This is a genomic window from Rhizobium sp. GW821-FHT14E12, from assembly GCF_058803745.1.
Window position 1 is genome coordinate 34,648 of sequence record NZ_JBXAPH010000017.1, and the last position, 18,229, is coordinate 52,876.

An 18,229-nucleotide genomic window follows, 5' to 3' on the forward strand; every position below is an offset into this window, starting at 1 on the left:
CATCGCTGCCTCATCCGCCTTTGGCCATTCAAGATCCGGCCAACAGGCCCTGAAGCTCCGTCAGCTTCTCGTTGACCAGCCAGCCGTAATAATTTTCCTCCGGCAGCTTGCGGCCACCGGGCTTGTCGGCGTCTTGCCGGAGCGACAGCGCCCGGCGGCGCGGTTGACCGACATTGTAGAGCGTTGCGGTCAGGCCGGGATTATCGGAGATATCGAAGCCCTGATCGCGGTATGCCTCTATGGCATCCCTGATGATCGCGGCAATGTAGAGAACGCTGCGCGCCGGATCCATGATGTCGCGATAGATCGCCTGCGGATCGTCCGGCGATAGTTTCGCCAATCCGCTAGCAACATGTACCCGGTCGGTGACCTCCAGCGCCGTCAGGGGGCTGATCTGCCCGAGGCCGAAGGTCTGTCCGGCATAGAAGGGCTGAAAGAACGCCCGCTGGAACGTCATGTTCTCATAGGAGACGCCGTCGACGGTCTTGCCGCGAAAATTCTGATCCCACGCCTCGTCGCGGCATTCCCAAAGCTCGGTGCTGCCGGTGAAACTATCGCAACGCGCAAATTCCGGCCTCTTCACGAAGGACTGCACGGACACGCCCTTATAGCTGAACGTGAAATCAGCCTTCGAATAGGCGAGCGCCTTGACGTAGTAGGACTGAACCCTGTCGACGATCGTGATGTTGTAGGTGTGCTCGCCGACAAGGGCGCCGATAATGTGGATCGGATCGATCTGATAGGTCTCGGCCGCCTTCTTGATCTGCTGCATCAGGCTCTTGTCCTGGCGAAGCACCGTGAGGATCTTCTGGTATTTCTCCTCATAGGTCGTCGAGAAGGCCTTGGCGCGCATCGCCGATGTCGAGGGGATTGCGGGCTGCTCGGAGTTGCGGTTGCCGGGAGGCACGCGCACCATGTCCCGAGCCGCGCAAGTGGAGGCAACGGCGAGAAAAAGAATGAGGCTGGTCGCCGAAATCTTCGATAGGCTTGTTCGCATTTGATAATCGCTCTCGTAAAGGGTCCCGACCACAGGACCGCCTTCATATTCGAACAGGCTCCTGAAACAAGGCTGAGCGGTTCAGCCGCGAGGCGAATCGCAATAAACTTTAATTGACGTGGCATTTGCCCGTGCACAAATCCACAGCTTCAGAGAGGAACCCGGTGAACCATCTTTTCGTGACCGGAGGTATTTTGCTCGCTGCCGCCCCTGGCGCCGCAATTCCGACCATTGCGGATGTTCCGGCGCTCGCCGCGGCTGCGATTACGCGAAGGATCGATGTCCCGATGTCGAGCATCCACATATCGAGCGCGAAACCGAGCACGAGAATGCCCGGCTTCGTCGTCTGCGGGATTGTCGACGAGCAATCAGCCGATGGGGACAGAAACGAGCGCTTCTTTGTCGTCATACCCGGTGACTTCGCGATCCTCGACCGCGACGGGCAGAAGCTCGTGGATACCTACTGGTCTGCCAATCAGTGCAAGTGATTTGCCAGGGCCTTGCTGATCATGGCGAGTTCTTCGGGCGTACGGCCCGGCTCAAGTCGGAGCCAGACATTCGGATCGTCGGCGGACTGCCGCTTGATGTAGGTATAGCCCGTGCTGCTCCACGTCTTCACGGTATCGGCCAGATTGTCCAGAACGAGGTCACCGTCGTTCGTTCGAGCCATCAGCACGAGATGCCCCTCATTGTGCTTGTCGAGAACGACCGTCAGCAGTAGGGCCGAACGGGGCCAGCCAGCTTCTATGAGGAGCTTCCTTTTCAGCAGGACATAGTCGTTGCAATTGCCCATGCCGTCATCGGGATAGGTCCACCAGTTCATGATGCCCAGCTTGTAAATTCCATAGTGGTCGTCGTCCCCGACGCCCTGGATCTCATGATTGACCAATTGGTTGATCTGTTGCAGTTCCGCCCAGCGGTCCTCGTCGACCTTCGCGAATTCTTCGCTCTTCCGCCCTGCGGCGCATTCGGCGGGTTGGGCTTGGCAGAAGCTGATCCAGCCGATGGGCACGGTCGTCCTCATGGTTACCCGCGCAAAACTATGCGGCTGCGAGCCGGACACATTGCCTGCGGACTTCGCGATGGTCGCGCCCGAAAAGAACAACAGTCCGGCTAAAAACAGAATGCATGTGACGAGTAGCGATCGCATCTTTGGCTCCATGAACGACGCCATGAAGCCGAAAGGCCGTCAAATTTATTCAAAAGAAGATTGTTCGCATTTTAGGTTTCCTGCGTTTTCCACCCCACAGAGCCATCAAGGTCGATCGTATGTTAAAAAATCTCCGAATGATCAAAACCGGCAGTCGGCCTTCTTTTAAGCCCTACAACCAGCCCCTCGAGGATATTAAGGCACCCTCCCCACTGGCGCGGCGAGGCATTGACGCATATCTTCACCGGCATCCTCATCAATTATAAGAGCCGGTTTTGTTTCTCGAAATTTCAATCGTCGTCCTGCTGACCATCCTTAACGGTGTCCTGGCAATGTCGGAGCTCGCCGTGGTTTCTGCACGACCGGCGCGTCTCAAGGTGCTTGCGGATCAAGGCAGCAGAGGCGCCCGACTGGCGATCAGGCTGATCGAGCACCCCGGCCGTTTTCTCTCGACGGTCCAGATTGGCATCACGCTCGTCGGCGTCCTCTCGGGCGCATTCTCAGGCGCAACGCTTGGCGCCCGCTTCACAAACTGGCTGGTCGCGCAAGGGCTGTCCCAGGGGTTGGCCGATGCCCTTGGCGTCGGAACGGTCGTCGTGGCGATCACCTATCTCTCGCTGATCGTCGGCGAACTCGTGCCGAAGCAGATTGCGCTTCGAGCGCCCGAGACGGTGGCCAGCAAGGTCGCCCCGGCGATGACCGTTCTGTCGAAGCTCGCTTTGCCGCTGGTGTGGGTTCTCGATGCATCCGGCCGTCTGGTGCTCAGCCTTCTCGGCCAGTCCGGAAAAGGCAGCGACGGTGTCACCGACGAGGAGATCAAGACCATTCTTGCCGAGGCCCAAAGCGCCGGCGTGATCGAGAGGGAAGAGTCCGCGATGATTTCGGGCGTCATGCGTCTGGCGGACCGCACCGCTCGGGCGCTGATGACGCCCAGACGCGAGGTCGAGCTGATTGACGTCGATGACAGCGCGGAAGAGATACGCGCGCAGCTTCATCGCACCAACCGTTCGCAGCTTCCGGTGCGCAGAGGAAGTTCCGACGAGGTTCTGGGCGTTCTGTTCGTCAAGGATTATTACGACGCGATGTCCACCGACGGTCGCGCCGATATCAAGGCGCTGACGCGCGAGGTTCCGGTCGTATCGGACCTTGCCACCGCCAACACCGTCATCCAGATGATCCGCACGTCGCCCACCGACATGGTTCTCGTCTTCGACGAATATGGACACTTCGAAGGCGTCGTCACCTCCGGCGACATCATGGAAGCCATCATGGGCGTGTTCCAGACGGAACATGGCGAAGAGCCGGCGATCGCGCGGCGCGACGACGGCTCCTATCTCGTCTCCGGCTGGATGCCGATCGACGAGTTCTCGGAGTTCATGAACATCCCGCTCGACGAGGACGCCGAGTATCAGACCGTCGCGGGTCTCGTCCTTGAGGAGCTGAAGCACCTTCCGGAACTCGGGGAAAGCTTCAGCAGGAACGGCTGGCGCTTCGAGGTCATCGATCTCGACGGCCGGCGGATCGACAAGCTTCTGCTATCACCCGAAAAGACCGAGGCTGCATAGCAGCGGCCCGGCCGACTGTGCTCTTCTCGTATCGGCGGCGATTTTCGACGGACCGGATGGCTGAAAACCTGGGACAGACCGAGAGACACATGGCATAAGGGCGCCAAAATCTCTCTCTTCGGACCTCGCGTAGACAATATGATCCGTATCGAAAATATCAGCAAGCAGAACAGCCACCGCATCCTTTTCATCGAGGCGTCCGCAGCGCTCAACAGGGGCGAGAGCGTCGGGCTCGTCGGTCCCAATGGGGCCGGCAAGACGACGCTGTTCCGGATGATCACCGGACAGGAGCAGCCCGACGAAGGGCAAGTCTCCGCCGACAAGGGCATCACCATCGGCTACTTCAACCAGGATGTCGGCGAGATGGAAGGCCGCAGCGCCGTCTCCGAAGTGATGGAGGGCGCAGGCCCGGTCAGCATTGTCGCCGCCGAATTGCGCGAGCTTGAGGCCGCTATGATCGATCCCGATCAGGCCGACAACATGGACGATATCATCGAGCGCTACGGCGAGGTGCAGGCGCGCTATGAGGAACTGGACGGCTATGCCCTGGAAGGCCGCGCCCGCGAAGTGCTGGCGGGCTTGAGCTTCAGCGAGGAAATGATGGACGGCGACGTCGGCGGGCTGTCGGGCGGCTGGAAAATGCGTGTGGCGCTCGCCCGCATCCTTCTCATGCGCCCCGATGTCATGCTGCTCGACGAGCCGAGCAACCATCTGGATCTCGAAAGCCTCATCTGGCTTGAAGAATTCCTGAAGGGTTATGAAGGCGCACTGCTGATGACCTCGCACGACCGCGAGTTCATGAACCGCATCGTCACCAAGATCATCGAAATCGACGCTGGCTCGCTGACGAGCTATTCGGGTGACTACGAGTTCTACGAACAGCAGCGAGCGCAAAACGAGAAGCAGCAGCAGGCGCAGTTCGAACGTCAGCAGGCGATGCTCGCCAAGGAAATCAAGTTCATCGAGCGCTTCAAGGCGCGTGCCTCGCATGCCTCGCAGGTGCAGAGCCGCGTCAAGAAGCTGGAGAAGATCGACCGGGTGGAGCCGCCTAAGCGCCGCCAGACGGTCGCCTTCGAATTCCAGCCGGCACCGCGCTCCGGCGAAGACGTGGTCAATCTGAAGAACGTCCACAAGAAGTACGGCAGCCGTGTCATCTATGAAGGGCTGGATTTCATGGTACGGCGCAAGGAGCGCTGGTGCATCATGGGCATCAACGGCGCCGGCAAGTCCACCCTGCTGAAACTGGTTGCCGGCTCAACGCAGCCGGACGAAGGCAGCGTTGCTTTGGGCGCCAGCGTCAAGATGGGTTATTTCGCCCAGCACGCCATGGATCTTCTCGACGGCGAACGCACGGTATTCCAGCAGCTCGAACATGATTTCCCGCAGGCAGGTCAAGGATCGCTGCGCGCGCTTGCCGGATGCTTCGGGTTCTCCGGCGACGATGTCGAGAAGCGATGCCGGGTGTTGTCAGGCGGCGAGAAAGCACGGCTGGTCATGGCGATCATGCTCTTCAACCCGCCGAACCTCCTCGTGCTCGACGAGCCGACGAACCATCTGGACCTCGACACGAAGGAAATGCTGATCAAGGCGCTGTCGCAATATGAGGGCACCATGCTGTTCGTCTCGCATGACCGGCATTTTCTCGCTGAACTCTCCAACCGCGTGCTCGAGCTGACGCCTGAAGGCGTTCATCAATATGGCGGCGGCTATACGGAATATGTGGCGCGCACCGGCCATGAGGCGCCCGGCCTGCATAACTGAGGCATAAAGTAAGTCCCCCTCAGTGCACGCTGACGGGGAGAGGCGTTGTTCCGCCGATCACGGCGACAGGCGTCGTCCTGCCGCGGACGCGGATTTCGATGCGGCGGCGGGTTTCCACGGCACCCGCCTGCCCTGCCGAGATCGTATCGCCCGGCAGGATCAGCTGGGCCGCCGACATTGGCAGGATTGTCGCGTTCTTCAGCTTGGGATTGGCTTTCAGAACATTGGCGACGGCGATGGCACGGGCGAGACCTAGCCCAGCATTGTCGGCCGGCTCGACGGCCGATATCGGCAGCCTGCCATCCATGGCACCGATCAACGTATCGTCGAGGTTGGAGACCCTTCGCGCTACCGGCTGTTCATCCGTGTGGCCAATCACCTCGACGATATTGGCATCGTAGTCGTTGAGGTTGCCGGCGATCTCATCGGCGACAGTGGTATTGAGCAACTGCACGAAGGTCCTGGTCAAATCGGTGCTGCCCGACTGAAAATAATTCGTCCTGACATCCTCCAGATTGATGATCGGCGGCCATTCGTGGGGGCCTGTCCCGCCAAGCCCTGCCGCCAGAAGCTTGTCCACTTCGTCGGGCGCCTTGGCGAGCTCAACACCATGCTGTTTCAACACTGTGGCGATCTTGGCAAGCTCTCGCAGATCCTCGGGTTTTGTTCCCTCCGTGCCTATGCTGTCCAGCGTCTCGCGCGCCAATACCAGCTCGCGCCAGTCCTTTTCCAGCTTCGCTTGATCCGCCGGCGAGAGGTCGCCGGACTTGAGCTGCCTTTGCAGCTGCACGATGAGCAGGCTCTGCTCGGACCGCTTCTGCTCCAGAAGAACAAGCTGCTGCTCGGCCTCCTTCAGTTTGCGCTCGGCCTCATAGCGATGGCTCCTCTCTTTGGAAATCATCGCCGCCGCGACCAGCAACAGGCAAAAAACCAGGAGCAGCATGGATTCAGCCATGGTCAAGCCGAGGATGAGGCCACGATTGTAACCCTTGTGTTCCAGCTTCGGCTTGGCGTCCGTGGCACGTATCACCATAGATGCCACCGGCGTTTGCGCTCCGCAGCCTCGGAGAGCACATCTTCATGGGTGGGCGCAGTCTCGACTGCCGACGATTTTTCCGGTTGCGCATCAACCAGTTTGAGTTCAGGCGATAGCGGCCGTCCCGGCAGATCGGCTATCCGGCTCAGCGTCCGCTCGATATTCCGCAGCGGCTGCAATTGTGCCTCGGCCATCTCCTTGATGGCGGCGATGGCCGGCGCGAGCTCGGCCCGGACCAAATCTTCCGGCGCGCGGATATCCTCGAGCTTCTTGCCGACGGTTTCAACGGCTGAGCCGAATTTGCCGATGATCTCGGAAAGCTGCGAGGTGGTTTCAGTCAGTTGCGCCGCCGCATCGTTGATCGGCTTGACCGCCTGTTTCGCCAGGACCTCGAGTATCTTCTGGATTTCCTCGCCATTGCGCTCGGCCTGGTGCGCAATCTCCTCGAACCCCTCCGACAACATTTGCTGGCTGACGCGACGATAGTGGGAAAATTCACGCGAGGAAGCGTCAAGCTCCGTACGCACACGCCGCGTCATCTCGGCCAACTCATGGCGAGTACTGCGCTCGATGTCGATCGGATCGCGCCGCATCTGGTTGAAGAGAATGCGCAGCGTCACGCCGGCGATGGTCGAGGTGACAGCGATGCCGAAATTGCGGACGATCGTCTCGATCGAGGTCTCGCCAGCGAAGAGATAGAGCGAGACGCCGAGGCTCGACAGGGTGAACAGGAAGCCCATGTAGTAGAGATTGTCGCCAGTCTGTTCGTTCTGAAGGCGGAACCCGGCGAAGGCCAGCGAGGTCACGAAATAGATCGCCATCAGCAGCAGCGGAACGCCGGTGACGACCGGCAGCGGCCAGTCCAAAAGCTTTGAGGTCCAGATGAAGATCATGCCGCCGATGGTGGTGGAGGCGAAGAGGACCATCGGCCCATAGTCGCGCATGGCGAACCTTGCCTCACTGTCGGCCATCAGCGTATCCCCTCCAATCGGACGAAGCCGTCGAAATAGCCATTGTTGTTCTTGATCCACTGCGCCCAGAAGTTTGCAAGCTCCTCCATGGTGAACTTCGTATTCGGCCTTTGAAAGGCGAGGATCCTGATCATGACACCATCCAGTGATGTCCGGTACTTGTCGCGCGCGGGGCTCGCCTGGAACTTCTGGTAGGAGGCGCCGTCGCGATAGTTCGAGAAGGCGTCTGTGTGCTCCAGCATGTCGGACGCGATGTAGAGATGTTTCGGCACGCCGGGGGCAGCGCTCGCGAAGACCTCCAGATTGATCTTCTGGATGGCGGCCATGATCGGCGACAGCTTGCCCGCCTCGCCGACGCTCAGCTTGCCGGCAATATCGGCAAGCGGCTTCTGGAACCCCTTCTCCCAACGCGCTTGCGCCAGCCGCGGATTGCTGGTCCATTCATCGACATTGGCGCCGCTTCCGGGATTGCAGCCGTGGAAGGTCTGGATGAGCTCGCCTTCCTTCGCCGTCAACGCGTAGATATCGATCGCGCCGCCGATAGGCACATCGGCGACGATCTTCTGGAAATGGTTGCGCAGGTCGAGCGCCGTCGTGTCCGAAATGGGATCGGTGACGTCGAGCAGGATTGCCGTTTCCGATTTCGGTCCGTCCACCGGGCAAAGCGATGCCTGATCGACCGCGACATTGGCATTCGCCTTGTAACGCAGCCAGCCGAACGCGCCGACAATGCCAAGGGACAGGACGGCAAGGCAAACCGTCGCGATGATCAGACCCGCCGAGCTGCCGCCCCGACTACGCCGCTTGCGTCGTGCCAATGGTGCTCTCCGGGAAAAGATTGTCGAGCTTGTGATACTTCTCGATGGCGCTCTCGAATTCGTCGCCGATCCGCTTGATCTGCTCGCTTAGTTCGGCCTGCGCGCTCTGGATGCGCTCGCCGAGCAATTTGTCATCCCATTCCTCGTTGCTGTGCAGCACCGGCACCAGCCGCTCAAGCTGATAGCGGGAGGCGAAATAGACCGGTTCCGGCTCCGTGCGCGCACCTCGATTGGCCTCTCGATAGATGGTCAAAAGCGTGTTGGCGGTGCGCTCGAGATGGTTCTGTTGTTCGGCGAAGAGGCCGGCCGTCCGTGCACGGTGGGCAAGGATCGCGGCGGTCTCCTGCCGGCGCATGCTGAGATCGCGGATAATCGCCTCGATCTTGCTATTATGTTCGTCGCGGATATCCCGGAGATCGTCGATCAGATCGAGCTTGCGGTCGATATAGCTGCTTCTCGCCGCATCAAGCCGCTTCTGCACGCCAGCAAAGCCCGGATAGGGATCGGTCAGGTAGCAGCCGTCGATGAAGGCTACGAGCGAAAACATCAGGCCGACGGCAAACAGCATCCAGGAATTCAGCTCCTGCAGGCCGAGCGGCGCCGTCTTCAGCCGCTGCATCACCTCCACGCCGGCGCCGGAAAGAATGGTTGCCGACACCTCGCGGTAATGCGCCAGCGCAATGTTGATCGCCAGCGCCACGGCGACATAGGCGACCAGACCGAGCAAGCCGAGCAGCTTCAGAAGAAACGACCTATGCACGAGGAAACGAACGCAGAAGAAGGAAAACATCAGCGCCGCGCCGATATTCAGGAAGGCGAAGGCCGCCGCTTCCGTCACGCCGCCGACGACACCCTGCTCGCTTCCCTTGGCAAGGAAGCTGCCGTTCATCACCATTTCGATCAGGATGAGAAAGACGATCAGCGCCACTTTGAAACCCCAGGCGGCCTTGCTGGAAATCTTCGCGGCCCGCTGCAACTTGTGCCTCGACTTGAAGTCCACCAACTCATCCTCGGCAGTCTTCAACTTGCGGCGCAGGCCGTGCAGTTCGTCGACCCCACTCGCCACCTCCGCCTTGAAATCGGAAATGCTCGACGCATTCGCCTGGCGGATCAGCCCGAACTGCCCTTCGAAATCAAGGTTGCGCAGGCGGCTGTCGAAGGTCTGAAATTGATCCTCGAGGACCTGATGGGAGCTTTTCTTTTCCGCCTCGATCCAGGCGACGACATGCTGCTCGGTCTCGTCGAGGGATTGCGCGCTCGACCCTGGCCGGTTGAGCCTACCGGCGGTCGCACCCTTCTCCTTCAGGCTGAGCGTCGTGCTTAGCTTCTCGATATCGACAACGGGAAACACATCGGTCGAGGCCCGAAAATCATGGCTGGTCTCCCGAGCTGTCTCCCAGAGGCGGTTTAAGGCTTCAAAACGCAATGATTTTCCCCAGGCGAAACCGTCAACTTTAAAAGGACTAGCGATAAACCGATATCGCACCGGTTGTCCCTGGTCCAGAGCAGCGCCGGTGAAGTTAAAACGGGATTGTGGTAAAGAATAGCCCGAAAGAATCTTGCCGGCCGGGAAGCCGCCGCGGTCGACGGCAAAGGCCACGGATTTTTGTCACGAGCCTCAATAAACCGCTCGCCAAATCATCAAGATCGCCTAATTTGCTCCAATCGTGACAGAGCCGGAGATCAAGGCCATGACATCCTCCCCCCTCAAGAATATTTGTATCTACGGCGCCGGCGCGCTTGGCGGCGCGATTGCGGCAAAACTGGCGTCAGGGCTTGGGGAACAGGCATGCATTTCCGTTATCGCACGCGGCGCGCATCTGGATGGCATTCGCACGCAGGGTATCCGTCTCTGGGAGGCCGGGGCGGACAAGCCGCTTGTGGCACAGGTGACGGCGACCGACGATGCGACAGAACTGCCGCCGCAGGACCTGGTGATCACCGGGCTTAAGGGCCACCAGCTCAGCGCCGCAGTGCCCGGCATCGCCAAGCTGCTGCATGCCGGCACGCGCGTCATGATGATCCTGAACGGCATACCGTGGTGGTATTTTCATCGGGACCAGCAAAGCGGCCACGCAGAGCGCCAGATGGAGGAACTCGACCCGAACGGCAATCTCTGGCGATCGATCGGTCCTGAACGCGTCATCGGATGCGTCGCCTATCAGGGCGCGGAGGTCATCAATCCCGGCGAAATCGAACTCAGCAACAACGGCCATTTCATCCTCGGCGAACCCTCGGGCGAGACCTCAGGCGACATCGAAGCCATCGCGGCCCTGTTGAAACAGGTGGGTGTCAACATCTCGATCTCGCCGCGCATTCGCGACGAGATCTGGAGCAAGCTGATGGGCAATGCCGCCTTCAATCCCATCAGCGCGCTGACACGGGCGCGGATGTCGGAGATCATGGCCAACCCTGCTTTGTCGGCCATGGTCGGCCAAGTGATGAACGAGGTGAAGTCAGTCGCGGAAGCCGTGGGTTCACACCTGGCGATCTCCATCGAGGAGCGCCTCGAACGCTCCCGCCACATCGGCCCGGTGCGAACCTCCATGCTACAGGATCTTCTCGCGGGCAAGGCGCTGGAAATCACACCGCTGGTGGGCGCGGTCGTCTCGCTCGGCAAGTTGACGGGCATACCAACGCCAACCTCGGCGACGATCCTGGCGCTGGTGACGCAATTGGATCAGGAGAACTTGCGGGCGTCGGAGTAGCCGTCACCCGCCCTCATGCTGAGGTGGGAATCTGGAGGGTTCTGTGAGGTCCGCTCACGGAGGGTGTCGCAGTCTGCAAGGTGCAGTGCTACTTGTTGGGCGCGGTGACGCTGAGCAGCGAACGCACCAATGCAGCCTGGCTACGCACACCGGTTTTGTCGAAAATGCGCTGCAGCTGAGTGCGTAGCGTATTGACGCTAACTGCCAGGAGGCCGGCTGCCTCCGCGAGATCGTGGCCATCGACGATGAGGTGGGCAAGCTTGACCTGCGCGGGTGACAAACCATAGATCTCCCGTGCCCCATCTATCCGGCGGGCGACCGTCTCCGCATCGTCGAACGACACCAGTGCCTTGCCATCTTCGAGCAGGACCCAGCAGTGCATCGGTATCCCCGCCGCGTCCTCGCCAAGTGCCACCGCCCAGGCTTGCTTTGGCGATAAACGTAGCCGTGTCTGGCCCTGCAATTCGCGAAAGGCCAGGCGGACGGCGTCACGAAGCGCGGGATCGTGTTCGCGCCGCCGGGCGCGGAGGCATCCGGCGGCGACGGCGAGTCCCTGATGGTGGCGTATCCGCTCTTGCGCGAGTCGGTTGCTCCACAAGATACGCCTATCAGCATCGACCTCAATCAACGGGGAGTTCGCCTGTTCGACAGCGCTCTCCATCATCACCATGCAACCGATCTTCCAGATACCATCGACCCGGTGCAGGATTTTTAGCATGCGCTTCAGATCGTCGTTGGCGTTGGTGCCGATCTCGTCGTAGGTGACCCAGGCCATATTCCCGGCAACGATGACGTTGACCTTCTCCCACCGAACGCGCTCTGAAAAGAGGTGTTTCTCCGGAAATCGCTCCACGATCGTCTTAAGTCGCGCGGCGATCGCGTCCCAGCCTTCGTCGACCCGGATGCCCAGTGAGACGAAGGAGTCCATCCGCCGGGTTTGCGGCGACTGCACCCAGTGGCTTGCCACTGCCTCGAAGTCCCGCTGCAACCAGGCCTCGGTCTCGCTGCGGACAACTGCAATGATCGCGGCCTTGCCAGCCTCGCTTTCGTCCATTCCACGATCTCCGGTGACGTCGGGTCGCAGCATAACACGCTGATATCTCACGGCACTAGGCTACCTCAGATCAGTGTCATGCCAAGGATCAGGACCACACCAACCGTTATCGCGATCGACCCAAGCAGCCCCGGGCTCAAGCGCCGCAGGCCCATCTGGTTCGAGTAGTAGCGGTCCTCTGTCCAGGCGCTCATCCGCACCGGTCGAGCCCCGGTGTGAGTGTGTGTGATGGCAAGACTGTAAATGTCCACGACTTCCTCCGGCCCTGATGCTTTCATCCACGCATGTTGGCATGGAAACGCACCCTGAGTTGTCATGCGAGCGGACGACAGCGGACAGGTTTGCAACAGGCTTGGCCCTTGATCACCTCGACCCTCATCCCGTTTGCGCGGGAAGAGGGAGTTACAAACCCAGCATCCACGTCTTTATATCCCACTTATTTCTTCGCCTCTCGCCGCGAATGGATTTCCTATGCCGCCCGGCGTTACCCTCACGGTCGAATGCAGAGGTAGACGCCATGCTTGATACACATTCGCCCAACCTGACCGAGTCCATCCGCTTCCTTGTCCATGATAGCGACAAGAGGCACCATCGCGTTGCCGCTTCCACCCCTGTCGGCAGGGTCCAGCCGAAACGCCGGCTTCGTAACCGGCAGGTCCGCGAGAAGCGCACCTTTCATGCGATGTTCGCCTTCGGGCTGCTGCTAGGCGCCCTCGAGCTCTTCATCGTGCTGCACTATCTCTAAGCGGCCTCAGGATCATGACGAAAACAGCCTTGCAAAGGCGCATTGGCGGCGCGATCACCGCGCTCGTAACGCCGTTTCGCGACGGGGTGCTCGACAGCGTCGGTCTGATGGCACACGTAGAATGGCAATTGCTCAGCGGCATCGACGGGCTGCTCGCCTGTTCGCTGACCGGCGAAGGTCCGGTGCTTGAAGAAGCCGAGCGGGCGCGGGTCATCGAAATCTGCGTCGAACTGACGGAGGGACGAGTTCCCGTCATCGTCGCCACGGGCACCAATGATACGGCAACGACCATCGAGGAGACACGGCAGGCTGAAAAGCTTGGCGCCGACGCCGCCTTCGTCACCCTTCCCTATTATTCCAAGCCGACCCGGAAGGGCATCATCCATCACTTCGAGCAGCTGGCGGAGAGCACCGATCTGCCGTTGATCATTCATAACCTTCCGTCCCACACCGCTGTCGACCTGACGCCAACGACGGTTGCGCGGCTGGCGGAGATTCCCAGCATCATCGGCATTGCCGACGGCAGCGGCGACGTCACGCGCGTCAATGCCTGGCGGCCGTTGCTGCCGGAGCGGATCGGGCTTTATTCGACACACGATGCGACGGCGCTTGCCTTTACCCTTGCGGGTGGACGAGGAGCATTTTCCAGCGCCGCCAATATCGTGCCACGTCTCTACCACTCCATGCAGATGTCAGCTGGATGTGAGCATCTGGCGGCGGTGCGGTCGATCGATGACCGGCTGCAATTGTTGTTCAAAGCCCTCGCGCGCGAAAGCGACCCGGCGACGGTCAAGCATGCGCTAGCCTTGATGAAAGATATGAGCCCCGATGTGCGTCTGCCGTTGACCTGCGTCGAGGCAGAGACTCATGCGGCAATCCAGACGGCCATTGCTTCGCTTCGACTGGATTGCGATCACCGTGCTCCTGCCCCACTGGCCTTCCGCCTGGGATTATAAAAGCGCTCTATCCCTATGAGATTTTTATATTTTAGCCTTTCCTGCCAAATGGAAATCATACCGCATAGCACATAGATTTGGTTGCGTGGCCCTCGCGTCGGTCAAAATCGACAACAGCGCCGGTGACACTTGGAAAGGAACTATGATGTCACGCTACATGGAATACGGCGGTGTCGCCGACCCGCTTCAACGTCCTCGGGCCGCGGCCCCTGCCAGGGCCATGCGCCTGGCCCGTTCGCATGCATTGCAAGACGGCCTTCTCGCCATCGCGCCGCGGCTTGCCCTCGTCGTTCTCGCCGCCGGCGTCGTCCAGGTGCTGATGCACTGGGCCGTCAACTGAGCCTATCGAAGGGAATTTACGAGAGAAAACCATGGCAAACGCACAGCATATCCAGCGCCGCACGGCTCATATGGCCGTTTCCCCGGCACCCGCCCGTTTCACCGTCGGCCGCGACCGGCGCGGCACCTGGATCGTCCAGGATCGGCAGGGCCTCGTTGGCGGCCTGTTCGCCAACGAAGCAGCGGCGCTGCATTTCGCGGCGGAAGAGTGCAATCATAACCCGGCCGATATCTGCCGCGCCCCGGAAGGTTCGGTTCTCGATCTCAACGGCCTCGTCATACCGTTCTCCAACCTGCATTAAGGCGGGATAGTTCGAGAAACTCTTCGACCGCCTCGCGCACCCGGCCCAACGCTTCCTTAACCCACGCTTGGGTAAAATAGCGGCCGGGTGCCATCAGAGTAAAAGCGCAATGTCGAAGCCTGCCTTCCGTTATAGCCACTACGATCTCAAGGAGCAGCGCGCCGGAACCGTGATCGAGATCACGCTATCGGCCATCGCCAATGTCCGGCTGATGAACAGCTCCAATTTCGAACGCTTTACGGAAACCCTGAAGCATCAGTTCCTTGGCGGTGTCGCCAAGAAATCGCCGATCCGCCTGACGATACCGGAGACCGGCCTTTGGCATCTCGTCGTCGACATGGAAGGTCATAACGGCCTGGCGGAATCGAGCGTCAAGATGATCGACAAGGCGCCGGCACCGCGTATGCAGAAGACCGGAGCCCAGACGCTCACCAATCGGTGATATCTAACCTACCGCTCGCCGCGCTCCTTGCGCAGCTTCGCCCACCAGTCCAGCCGCTTGCGGATTTCGCGCTCAAAGCCGCGCTCCGGCGGATCGTAGAAGGTCTGGCGGCCCATCTTTTCCGGAAAGTAGTTCTGGCCTGAAAAGGCATCCGGCTCGTCGTGATCGTAGCGGTAGCCGTCGCCATAGCCCTCGGTACGCATCAGCTTCGTCGGCGCATTGAGGATCTGCTTGGGCGGCAACAGCGAGCCGTTTTCCTTGGCCGCCTGCGTTGCAGCCTTGAAGGCGGTGTAGAGGGCGTTCGATTTGGGGGCGGTGGCAAGATAGACACAGGCCTGCGCCAGCGCCAATTCCCCCTCCGGCGAGCCCAGATAATCATAGGCGTCCTTGGCGGCGTTGCAGATCACCAGCGCCTGCGGATCGGCAAGCCCGATATCCTCGACCGCCATCCGCACCAGCCTTCGCCCGAGATAAAGCGGGTCTTCGCCGGCATCGAACATGCGGGCGAGATAGTAGAGCGCCGCATCGGGATCGGAGCCGCGCACGGATTTATGCAGAGCCGAAATCAGATTGTAGTGGCCATCCTGCGCCTTGTCGTAGACCGGCGCGCGGCGCTGTACGATCTTCACCAGCGCGTCTGGATCGAAAAGCTCATCCTTGCGGGCGGCACGCCAGACTTCCTCGGCCAGCGTCAGCACCGAGCGGCCGTCGCCATCCGCCATGCGGATCAGGCTGGCCCGGGCATCCTCGGTGAGCGGCAGCGGCTTGCCTTCCGTCTTTTCGGCGCGGCTCAGCAGCTCCGCCAGGCTTTCCTCGTCATGCGAGCGAAACGTCAGGACGCGAGCGCGGGACAAAAGAGCGGCGTTGAGTTCGAAGGACGGGTTCTCGGTCGTAGCCCCCACCAGAATAACGGTTCCGTCCTCCATGACGGGCAGGAAGCTATCTTGCTGAGCGCGGTTGAAGCGATGGATCTCGTCGACGAACAACAGCGTCTGGCGGCCATCCATGCGGCGCAGACGGGCGGTTTCGAACACCTTCTTGAGATCCGCGACGCCGGAGAAGATTGCCGAGATCTGCTCGAAGGCCAGGCCCGCCTCGCCCGACAGCAGCCGCGCCACCGTCGTCTTGCCGGTGCCGGGCGGCCCCCAGAAGATCATCGAGCCAAGCGAACCGGACTCGATCATCCGCCGCAGCGCGCCATCCTCCCCGGTCAGGTGTGACTGACCGGTGACATCAGCCAGAGTTTGCGGCCGCAGACGATCGGCAAGAGGCCGCTTGCTAGCGACCCCTTCCGGTATCTTCGGTGCAAACAGGTCATCACTCATCGGAAGAACTGCCGTATGCGCTGGCCGTCGCGTTCGATCTCGACGCGCCAGAAGCTTGGATTGCCGCTAACGGTCTGCTGTAACACGTCGGTCGTGGCAATGGCGACGCCGTTGACGGAAATAATGATATCCTTCGGCGCGAAACCAACGCGATCGGCCGGCGAATTCGCCTTCAGGCTTTCGACCACGACCCCGGCAGTATCCGGCGGCAAATGCAATTCGTCGGCAACGCGTGGCGAGAGATTGGCAACCGTTATGCCGGCGAAGGGATTGTTGCCCTGAATGAGCTTTTCCTCGCGTGGCGTGGTTTCCGGCGCGGCTGCGAGCGTCATGCTGGCCTCATGTTCCTTGCCGCCATCCAGGACCGTCAAGGTCACGGTGGCGCCGAGGCCGGCCGTCGTCAGACGGTAGCCCAATGCGTCCGGATGCTCGACCGGGATATTGTTGAGGGCAGTGACGACTTCGCCCGGCTTCAGGCCCGCCTTTGCCGCCGGCCCACCATCAATCACCTTGGTCACCAGCGCACCGCGCACCTTGTCGAGGCCGAGCGCTTCGGCAACGTCCGACGTCACCGGCTCAAAGGAGGCGCCGATATAGGGCCGGTCAAAGGTCTTGTCGCCACGATCCGCGGCAGCAAGGAAAACCTTGACCAGATTGGCCGGGATGGCGAAGCCGATACCGTTGGAGCCGCCGCCCTGCGAGAAGATTGCCGTGTTGAGGCCGATGAGTTCGCCGCTCATATTCGCAAGCGCGCCGCCGGAATTGCCGGGATTGATCGAAGCGTCGGTCTGGATGAAGAAGCCGACTTCGTTCTTCACCTGGTTGCGGGCAAGCGCCGAGACGATACCGCTCGTCACCGTCTGGCCGACGCCGAAGGGATTGCCGATCGCCAGTACGAGATCGCCGACTTCAACGCCATCGGAATTGCCGAGCGGCAGAATCGGGAAGGTCTCGTTCTTCGACTGGATCTTCAGTACCGCGAGATCGACGCGCTCATCCTTCAGGATGACTTTGCAGGGGAACTCGCGGCCATCCGACAGCGCAATCTTGATATCATCGGCGCCATCGACAACGTGGTTGTTGGTGATGACAGTACCGTTTGCCTCGACGATGACGCCGGAGCCCAGCGAGGATTGCTTCTCCGTACGATTCGGCATGCGCTGGCCGAAGAACTGCTCGAAGAAGGGATCGCCGGCAAAGGGCGATTGCCGCTGCACCACCCGCTCGGCATAGACATTGACCACCGCACCGGCCGTCTGCTTGACCAGCGGCGCGAACGACAGCTGCATTTGCATCTGGCTTTCCGGCACCGACTTCGCAGTCTGCGCCGCGGCGGAAAGCGGCATCGCCATGATGAGGGCAATCATCGAAACGGCAGTGCGCTTCAGCAGGACCTGCATGGAATTTTCCTTTTTAAATGCTCTTGAAACAACGTTGTAGCGCCCGACGCTAGAAAGAAAAGAGGGCGGAAGCATGAAGCATAGATGGTCGTGCGCGCTCATAAAAAACAGGTGGAATGAACAAAACTGTGTGATTGCGCATTTCACTTCCGAAATAGGCAAATGGAGTGACCTTATGCGATCAAACAGCCTGACGGCAGCCTTCCTCATCACCTCCCTCACCCTCCTCGGCACACTTGCCTCAACCGGCACATCCCGGGCCGCGAGCTTCAATTGCGACGCGCAGAATCTTCAGCCGGACGAAAAGACGATCTGCGATGTCAGGGCGCTCAACGATGCCGACGTGAAGATGGTGACGACCTTCGACCTGCTCTCCGGCCTGCTCGCCATGGGTTCGCGTGGTACGCTGCAGGATGAACAGTCCGCCTGGCTGAAGAAGCGGCAGGCATGTGGCGCGGATGTCGGGTGTTTGACGTCGTCTTATCAGGAGCGGATGAAGGAGCTGGATGAGACGTATAAGAGGATCAATCGGCCGATCTGAGCGGTGACCGAACTTGCGCCATAGTCCCCTCTCCCCGCCTCCGGCAGGGGAATCGCATATGGTTTCTATTGGATTGAATTGTTGAGGAAAAAGGATTCTCTAAAGGTCTTCTGATTTGG

Annotated in this window: 20 protein-coding genes; 10 read left to right on the forward strand and 10 right to left on the reverse strand. The window is 60.4% G+C overall.

Features of this window, described 5'->3' with window-relative positions; genetic code table 11:
• Positions 1-28: 28 nt before the first annotated feature.
• Positions 29-997: a DUF1402 family protein gene (locus AC1RO0_RS30310; RefSeq protein WP_498596228.1), complete on the reverse strand. Its 969-nt coding sequence runs from the start codon at positions 995-997 to the stop codon at positions 29-31.
• A gap of 164 nt (positions 998-1,161) precedes the next feature.
• Here AC1RO0_RS30310 and AC1RO0_RS30315 point away from each other — a divergent pair, with 164 nt between their 5' ends.
• The gene (locus AC1RO0_RS30315) at positions 1,162-1,485 is read left to right on the forward strand and encodes a hypothetical protein (protein WP_498596229.1); all 324 of its coding nucleotides are present in this window, start codon (positions 1,162-1,164) and stop codon (positions 1,483-1,485) included.
• Here the strand turns inward: AC1RO0_RS30315 and AC1RO0_RS30320 are convergent.
• The gene (locus AC1RO0_RS30320; protein WP_498596230.1) at positions 1,473-2,147 is read right to left on the reverse strand and encodes a transglutaminase-like cysteine peptidase; all 675 of its coding nucleotides are present in this window, start codon (positions 2,145-2,147) and stop codon (positions 1,473-1,475) included. The two genes, AC1RO0_RS30315 and AC1RO0_RS30320, sit on opposite strands and share 13 nt — an antisense overlap.
• Before the next feature lie 275 nt (positions 2,148-2,422).
• Here AC1RO0_RS30320 and AC1RO0_RS30325 point away from each other — a divergent pair, with 275 nt between their 5' ends.
• On the forward strand, positions 2,423-3,712 hold the full coding sequence (locus AC1RO0_RS30325; protein ID WP_498596231.1) for a hemolysin family protein: 1,290 nt from the start codon (positions 2,423-2,425) through the stop codon (positions 3,710-3,712).
• A 138-nt stretch (positions 3,713-3,850) separates the two neighbouring features.
• A complete protein-coding gene (locus tag AC1RO0_RS30330) occupies positions 3,851-5,473 on the forward strand; it encodes an ABC-F family ATP-binding cassette domain-containing protein (RefSeq protein ID WP_498596232.1) in 1,623 nt (540 codons plus the stop codon).
• 19 nt (positions 5,474-5,492) lie between these two features.
• On the opposite strand, the gene AC1RO0_RS30335 is transcribed toward AC1RO0_RS30330, so the two are convergent.
• The 4 genes from AC1RO0_RS30335 to AC1RO0_RS30350 are packed head-to-tail and all read right to left on the reverse strand — an operon-like array spanning position 5,493 to position 9,724.
• Positions 5,493-6,506: an OmpA family protein gene (locus tag AC1RO0_RS30335; RefSeq protein ID WP_498596233.1), complete on the reverse strand. Its 1,014-nt coding sequence runs from the start codon at positions 6,504-6,506 to the stop codon at positions 5,493-5,495.
• Entirely contained in the window at positions 6,500-7,480 is a 981-nt protein-coding gene (locus AC1RO0_RS30340) for a hypothetical protein (protein WP_498596234.1), read from the reverse strand. The genes AC1RO0_RS30335 and AC1RO0_RS30340 overlap by 7 nt, the downstream gene beginning before the upstream one ends.
• Positions 7,480-8,298, reverse strand: a complete 819-nt coding sequence (locus AC1RO0_RS30345; RefSeq protein ID WP_498596235.1) for a hypothetical protein — start codon at positions 8,296-8,298, stop codon at positions 7,480-7,482. The genes AC1RO0_RS30340 and AC1RO0_RS30345 overlap by 1 nt, the downstream gene beginning before the upstream one ends.
• Positions 8,276-9,724, reverse strand: coding sequence for a hypothetical protein (locus AC1RO0_RS30350; RefSeq protein ID WP_498596236.1), 1,449 nt, complete (start codon positions 9,722-9,724; stop codon positions 8,276-8,278). Before AC1RO0_RS30350 ends, AC1RO0_RS30345 begins: the two co-directional genes overlap by 23 nt.
• 265 nt (positions 9,725-9,989) lie before the next feature.
• On the opposite strand from AC1RO0_RS30350, the gene AC1RO0_RS30355 reads away from it, so the two are divergent.
• Complete coding sequence (locus tag AC1RO0_RS30355; RefSeq protein WP_498596237.1) at positions 9,990-11,006, forward strand: ketopantoate reductase family protein; 1,017 nt, start codon at positions 9,990-9,992, stop codon at positions 11,004-11,006.
• Between the two features lie 88 nt (positions 11,007-11,094).
• Here AC1RO0_RS30355 and AC1RO0_RS30360 read toward each other — a convergent pair whose 3' ends face one another.
• A complete protein-coding gene (locus AC1RO0_RS30360; RefSeq protein WP_498596238.1) occupies positions 11,095-12,093 on the reverse strand; it encodes a LuxR family transcriptional regulator in 999 nt (332 codons plus the stop codon).
• Positions 12,094-12,125: 32 nt separating this feature from the next.
• A complete protein-coding gene (locus AC1RO0_RS30365) occupies positions 12,126-12,311 on the reverse strand; it encodes a hypothetical protein (protein ID WP_498596239.1) in 186 nt (61 codons plus the stop codon).
• A 266-nt stretch (positions 12,312-12,577) separates the two neighbouring features.
• On the opposite strand from AC1RO0_RS30365, the gene AC1RO0_RS30370 reads away from it, so the two are divergent.
• From AC1RO0_RS30370 to AC1RO0_RS30390, 5 genes are all read left to right on the forward strand, one after another.
• On the forward strand, positions 12,578-12,805 hold the full coding sequence (locus tag AC1RO0_RS30370; protein WP_498596240.1) for a hypothetical protein: 228 nt from the start codon (positions 12,578-12,580) through the stop codon (positions 12,803-12,805).
• 14 nt (positions 12,806-12,819) lie between these two features.
• The gene (dapA, locus tag AC1RO0_RS30375; protein WP_498596241.1) at positions 12,820-13,761 is read left to right on the forward strand and encodes a 4-hydroxy-tetrahydrodipicolinate synthase; all 942 of its coding nucleotides are present in this window, start codon (positions 12,820-12,822) and stop codon (positions 13,759-13,761) included.
• Positions 13,762-13,903: 142 nt separating this feature from the next.
• Positions 13,904-14,101 carry a hypothetical protein gene (locus tag AC1RO0_RS30380; RefSeq protein ID WP_498596242.1) on the forward strand — a complete coding sequence of 66 codons (198 nt, stop codon included), beginning with the start codon at positions 13,904-13,906 and terminating at the stop codon, positions 14,099-14,101.
• Positions 14,102-14,132: 31 nt separating this feature from the next.
• On the forward strand, positions 14,133-14,402 hold the full coding sequence (locus AC1RO0_RS30385; RefSeq protein ID WP_498596243.1) for a hypothetical protein: 270 nt from the start codon (positions 14,133-14,135) through the stop codon (positions 14,400-14,402).
• A 109-nt stretch (positions 14,403-14,511) separates the two neighbouring features.
• Positions 14,512-14,844 (forward strand): DUF1883 domain-containing protein, encoded by a 333-nt coding sequence (locus AC1RO0_RS30390; protein ID WP_498596244.1) that lies wholly within the window; start codon positions 14,512-14,514, stop codon positions 14,842-14,844.
• Between the two features lie 8 nt (positions 14,845-14,852).
• Here AC1RO0_RS30390 and AC1RO0_RS30395 read toward each other — a convergent pair whose 3' ends face one another.
• Positions 14,853-16,169, reverse strand: coding sequence for a replication-associated recombination protein A (locus AC1RO0_RS30395; protein WP_498596245.1), 1,317 nt, complete (start codon positions 16,167-16,169; stop codon positions 14,853-14,855).
• On the reverse strand, positions 16,166-17,569 hold the full coding sequence (locus AC1RO0_RS30400) for a DegQ family serine endoprotease (protein ID WP_498596246.1): 1,404 nt from the start codon (positions 17,567-17,569) through the stop codon (positions 16,166-16,168). The genes AC1RO0_RS30395 and AC1RO0_RS30400 overlap by 4 nt, the downstream gene beginning before the upstream one ends.
• Before the next feature lie 175 nt (positions 17,570-17,744).
• Here AC1RO0_RS30400 and AC1RO0_RS30405 point away from each other — a divergent pair, with 175 nt between their 5' ends.
• Positions 17,745-18,110: a lysozyme inhibitor LprI family protein gene (locus AC1RO0_RS30405; protein ID WP_498596247.1), complete on the forward strand. Its 366-nt coding sequence runs from the start codon at positions 17,745-17,747 to the stop codon at positions 18,108-18,110.
• The last annotated feature ends 119 nt before the right edge of the window (positions 18,111-18,229 follow it).